Below are 4,997 nucleotides of genomic sequence, written 5' to 3'. Positions count from 1 at the left end.
GCGTCGCGGGTCGCCGGAGGCGGCGTCGCCGCGCGGCGGCCGCCGGTGCTCCGGGCGCTCCCCTTGAGCTTCAACTCGTAGTCGCCCAGCAGCACCTGCGAGCCCGGCGTCAGCGCCGTGGGCCCCTCGATGCGCTCACCGTCCACGAAGGTGCCGTTCTGGCTGCCTCCGTCCTCGATGTAGACGGCGCCGCCCTCCACGTAGACGCGCGCGTGCTGCCGCGACACGCCGCCCTCCGTCAGGACCAGGTCATTGCCCTGCTGGCGGCCAATCTTCAGCTCGCCAGCGATTGCGTGCTCGTGCTCAGTGCCGTCAGGGTGACGGACGACCAGGGTTGGCATGGGCGCGTCAGTCCTCGCGGAAGATGCTCATGTTCACGGGGATGCCCTTGCGCTGGAGCTCGTCGTAGAACTTCGGGACGAAGCCCGATGCCACGTACCGCCCGCGCACCTTGTGGTCCTCGGTGAAGCCGTCCTGCTTGTAATAGAAGATGTCCTGCAGGGTCACGATGTCGACCTCCATGCCGGACACCTCCGTGATGAAGCAGATCTTGCGGGAGCCGTCGGAGAAGCGCGTCTGCTGCACGATGAGGTGCACCGCGCTGGCGATCTGCTCGCGGATGGCCTTCACCGGCAGCTCCATGCCGGACATGAGCACCATCGTCTCCAGCCGCGCGATGGCGTCACGCGGCGTGTTCGCGTGCAGCGTGGTGAGCGAACCGTCGTGGCCGGTGTTCATGGCCTGGAGCATGTCCAGCGTCTCGCCGGAGCGGCACTCGCCCACGACGATGCGGTCCGGCCGCATGCGCAGGCAGTTCTTCACCAGCTCGCGGATGGTGATGGCGCCCTTGCCTTCCAGGTTGGGCGGGCGGCTCTCCAGCTGCACCCAGTGGTCCTGCGGCAGCTGAAGCTCCGCCGCGTCCTCCACCGTGATGATGCGCTCCCCCTCCGGGATGAACGAGCTGATGATGTTCAGCGTCGTCGTCTTCCCGGAGCCCGTGCCGCCGGAGATGACGATGTTGCGGCGCGCGGTGACGCACATCTCCAGGAACTCGGCCATCTGCGCGGTGACGGTCTTGTACTTGATGAGGTCCTGGATCTTCAGCGCGTCCTTCTTGAACTTGCGGATGGTGATGCAGGGGCCCTTGAGCGCCAGCGGCGGGATGATGGCGTTCACGCGGCTGCCGTCCTTGAGGCGCGCGTCCACCAGCGGGCTGGACTCGTCGATGCGCCGGCCAATGGGCGCCACGATGCGCTCGATGACGCCGAGCACCGCCTGGTTGGAGGAGAACGTCTTCTCCGACAGGGTCAGCTTGCCCTTGCGCTCGATGTAGATCTGGTTGGCGTGGTTCACCATGATCTCGCTGATCTCTTCCGACGCGAGGAACGCCTCCAGGGGCCCCAGGCCCAGCGCCTCGTTGATGACGTCGGTGAGCAGCTCCTCGCGGTCCACGTCCGTCGGAAGCTCTCCGTCCGCCTCCATCTGGTCGATGATGTCCCGGATGGCCTTTTCAGTGCGGCGCCAGAGCTCCTCGTCCCCGAGCCGGTCCATGTCCATGCGGCGCAGGTCCAGGTACTCGATGAGCCGGTCGTGGATCTCCTTCTGGAGCCGCGAGTAGCGCTCCAGCCGGGGGTCCACCTTGCGCTTGTTCTTCGCCATGGCGGCGGCCATGGACGCGGGCATGCGGCTGGGAGCGGCGGGGGCGGGCGCGGGCTCCTCCTCCTCGTAGGGCTCCTCCTCCTCGTAGGCCTCTTCCTCCTCGTAGGCCTCCTCGCCCTGCTCCTCGTCGTACCCCTCGTCCTGGGGCGCGTCCTCCAGCGCCTCCACGTTGAGGATGTAGTCGCCGATGGAGACCTGGTCGGTGGGCTTGAGCACCATGGGACCGGCGATCTTCTTGCCGTTCACGAAGGTGCCGTTCGTGGACTTCATGTCCACGATGATGAAACGCCCGTCCTTTTCGACGATGCGGGAGTGGGTCTTGGAGACGTTCCCCTTGGCGAGCACGATGTCGTTGCCAGCGAGCCGGCCGATCGTGATCTCGTTCTTGGGGTACTCCCGCTGCTCCGACCCGCCGCCCTTCTCCGTCAGCGTGATGAGAAACATGGGCCGGGATGCTACCAAGCCCTCCTACGACCTCAAAGACTCCTGCGGCGCTCGCCCGCCTGCTGCCCGGTAACGAACGGGCCGGCACCCTCCCCCGCTGAAGCAGGGATGGGGCCGGCCCGGAGCCGACGTGAGGGCCGTGGGGGCCTCAGTCGAAGATGTTGAAGTTCACCTCGGAGCGGGCCTGCTTGTAGCGGGTCTTCACGTCCTCGATGATGCTGCGGACCTTGTCGGAGTCCGGGTTCACGATGCGCGGGGTGACGAAGATCACCAGCTCGCGCTTGGTGGAGTCGAACGCGCGGTTCTTGAACAGCTCGCCCACGATGGGGATGTGACCCAGGCCCGGCAGCTTCGCGACGGCCTTCTGCTCGTCGTGGCTGAACACGCCCGACAGCACGATGGTCTCACCGTGGCGCACGGTGACGTTCGTCTTCACCTTGCGGGTGCGGAAGCCGGGGATGGCGGACGAACCACCGAAGGACACGGACACGGAGGTGTCGATTTCAGAGGCCTCCGCCTCCACCTCCGTCTGGATGTTGCCGTTGCGGTCCGCGGTGGGGCGGATGTTCAGGATGACGCCGTAGGGCTTGTACTCCACCGTGAACTGCGTGTTGGTGATGAGCGGGATGGGGACCTCGCCGCCGGCGAGGAACTCCGCCTTCTCACCGCTGGCGCACACCAGCTTGGGCTGCGCCAGCAGGCGGCCGTAACCGTCGTTGGCCTGGAACCCAATGCTCAGGTCGGAGCCGCCCGTCGCGCCCATGATGAGGTTGGACACCGCGTCGCCGGACGGGATGAGGGCCTTGTTCAGGTTCACGGTGGCCGTCAGCGAGCCGGTGATGTCCGTGGGGTACTTGATGCCGTAGCGGTCGCGGCTGTTGCGGCGGATTTCGACGAACTGGACCTCGGAGAGGATCATCCGCTTGATGCCGACGACGAGCAGGTTCTCCACCTTCTCACCGATGGCCTTGGTGATCAGCTCCGCCTTCTGCAGGTCCTGCTGGCTCTCCACGGAGCCCTCCAGGAAGATGGTCGCGCCCACCACGTTGGCCTGCACGTTCTTCAGGCCCGCCTTCTGGAAGGCCGCGTTCAGGTTCTGGGCGACCAGCTTCTTGGCGTTGGGGGCGATCTTCACGAACGACTTCACGTTCGGGTAGAGGCTCACCACCTGCTCGATGCGGTCCGCGTCCTGCGTGGTGTAGGCCTGACCGTCCAGGTAGATGCGGTCGCCCACCATGCGCACGGACACGCCTTCGATTTCACCCAGGAGGCGCTTGATCTCCGAGATGACCTCGTTGGGGTCCTGCTTGCGGACGGTGACGAGGTAGCTGATGCGCTGACCGGAGGACTTCCAGACGAGCAGCGTCGTCTTGCCCTCCTGGTTGCCGGTGACGAGCAGCTGGCCGGTGCCGAGCGTCTTCACCTCGGCGATGGACGGATCACCCAGCGCGACGCGGCTGAGGCCGGGGATGGTGAGCACCTTCTGCGTCCCCACCCCCAGGCTGACGCTGCTGCCCTCCTGGGCGAGGGCGGGGGCACTGGCCACCAGGGTGACGAGGGCGCCGAGCGCCAGGGCTTGCGTGAAGCGAGTGGACATCGTGTGAATCCCCTTCTTGCGTGCGCGCGCCCGGACGCAACGGCGCGCTATCCCAGATGTTGTTGCTGCCACCACATGGCCCAGAAAGTCCCGAGCGCGATGGAGACGCCGTAGGGGATGTGTCGCACGGGAGCGGGCGAGGTTGCCTCGCGCATGAATTTCATCCGCACCGCCCAGCGACGGGCCACCGCCGCCAGCGTGTCCCAGACAGCCCCCTGCCACAGCAGCGTGACGACTGCCTGCAGCGCGCCCACCAGCGAGATGAAGGCCGCCGCCGCCAGCACCGTGGGAAAGCCCAGCACGCAGCCCACGCCCGCCATCAGCTTGACGTCACCCCATCCCATGCGCCCGCGCAGCGCACCCGGCACCAGCAGCAGCGCGAGCCCCGCGCCCGCCAGAAGCCCGCTCACCAGCCCCGACTCCAGCCCGCCCAACCCCTCGGACACCCCGCGCACCCCGAGCCCCAGCACGATGAGCGGATAGGTCACGGCGTTCGGGATGAGCCGGCGCAGCACGTCGGTCACCACCGCAATCACCAGGGCCACTCCCAGAATCGTCCACAGCGCGAGCTGAACAGGTGTCATTCGGCACCTGCTCCCAAGGGGAGCAGGCGACCCCCATCAAACAATGGAGGCCCGGAGGCCGTCAATTCCTGAACAAGACCATCGCACCGTGGGGCCCTGCGTCATCCCGTTCCTCAGTGGATGACGAGGCGGATCTTCTCGCTGCAGATGAAGTACTCGTCCCCGTCTTCAACCTTGCGGCGCTTGATGCGCTGCTTGTTGAACCAGGTCCCGTTCGAGGAGCCGAGGTCCTCGATGTAGAAGTCGCCGCCGTCGCGGGCGATGACGGCGTGCTCGCGCGACACCTTGCCGGAGTTGATGACGAAGTCGCAGTGCTTGCCACGGCCGATGACGTAGCGGTCCTTGACGATCTTCTCCTGCTCGCCGGACTCCGTGACGAGGTAGAGCGCGGCGCCCTCCTCCTCGTCCGGCTCCTCCATGGCCTCTTCTTCCTCGGCCTCTTCCGGAGGCTCGTCCTGCATGTCGTCGAGCGGCGGCTCCTCCTGCTCCGGCAGGGGCTCCTCCTCGTCCTCGATCATGTCGTCCGCGGAGGGCGGGGGCGGCTCGTTCTTGCCCTTGATGAGCCGCTCCAGCTCCGCGGCCGTCTCCAGGACGCGCTCGGCGACCTCGCGGCGCACCGGATCATTGTCCAGCCCGTTGGAGGAAGGACGCTCCTCCGCCCCGTTGCGCGCGGCGGGGCGCGACGAGGCCGGCGCGGGCGCCAGCACCGGCGG

At 67.1% G+C, this 4,997-nt stretch carries 5 protein-coding genes; all 5 read right to left on the bottom strand.

All coding sequences use genetic code 11. The features are described 5' to 3' along the window. The coding region (locus tag ACLEQD_RS36805; protein WP_410390562.1) for an FHA domain-containing protein at positions 1 to 341 on the bottom strand (341 nt) is incomplete at its 3' end. Between the two features lie 7 nt (positions 342 to 348). Next, positions 349 to 2,103 (bottom strand): ATPase, T2SS/T4P/T4SS family, encoded by a 1,755-nt coding sequence (locus tag ACLEQD_RS36800; RefSeq protein ID WP_410390561.1) that lies wholly within the window; start codon positions 2,101 to 2,103, stop codon positions 349 to 351. Positions 2,104 to 2,251: 148 nt separating this feature from the next. Then, the gene (locus tag ACLEQD_RS36795) at positions 2,252 to 3,700 is read right to left on the bottom strand and encodes a type II and III secretion system protein family protein (protein WP_171421036.1); all 1,449 of its coding nucleotides are present in this window, start codon (positions 3,698 to 3,700) and stop codon (positions 2,252 to 2,254) included. Between the two features lie 47 nt (positions 3,701 to 3,747). Continuing rightward, the gene (locus ACLEQD_RS36790) at positions 3,748 to 4,284 is read right to left on the bottom strand and encodes a prepilin peptidase (protein ID WP_410390560.1); all 537 of its coding nucleotides are present in this window, start codon (positions 4,282 to 4,284) and stop codon (positions 3,748 to 3,750) included. A gap of 113 nt (positions 4,285 to 4,397) precedes the next feature. Beyond that, positions 4,398 to 4,997: FHA domain-containing protein (locus ACLEQD_RS36785; RefSeq protein ID WP_410390559.1), on the bottom strand; the 600-nt coding region annotated here is incomplete at its 5' end.

This window comes from Corallococcus sp. 4LFB (genome assembly GCF_046520365.1).
Classification (GTDB): domain Bacteria; phylum Myxococcota; class Myxococcia; order Myxococcales; family Myxococcaceae; genus Corallococcus; species Corallococcus caeni.
This window is presented reverse-complemented; position numbering and strand designations above follow the sequence as displayed.

Excerpts from the sequence above, each read along its gene's own strand:
- ACLEQD_RS36800 (WP_410390561.1), bottom strand. The coding sequence starts at position 2,103 with ATGTTTCTCATCACGCTGACGGAGAAGGGCGGCGGGTCGGAGCAGCGG.
- ACLEQD_RS36795 (WP_171421036.1), bottom strand. The coding sequence starts at position 3,700 with ATGTCCACTCGCTTCACGCAAGCCCTGGCGCTCGGCGCCCTCGTCACC.
- ACLEQD_RS36790 (WP_410390560.1), bottom strand. The coding sequence starts at position 4,284 with ATGACACCTGTTCAGCTCGCGCTGTGGACGATTCTGGGAGTGGCCCTG.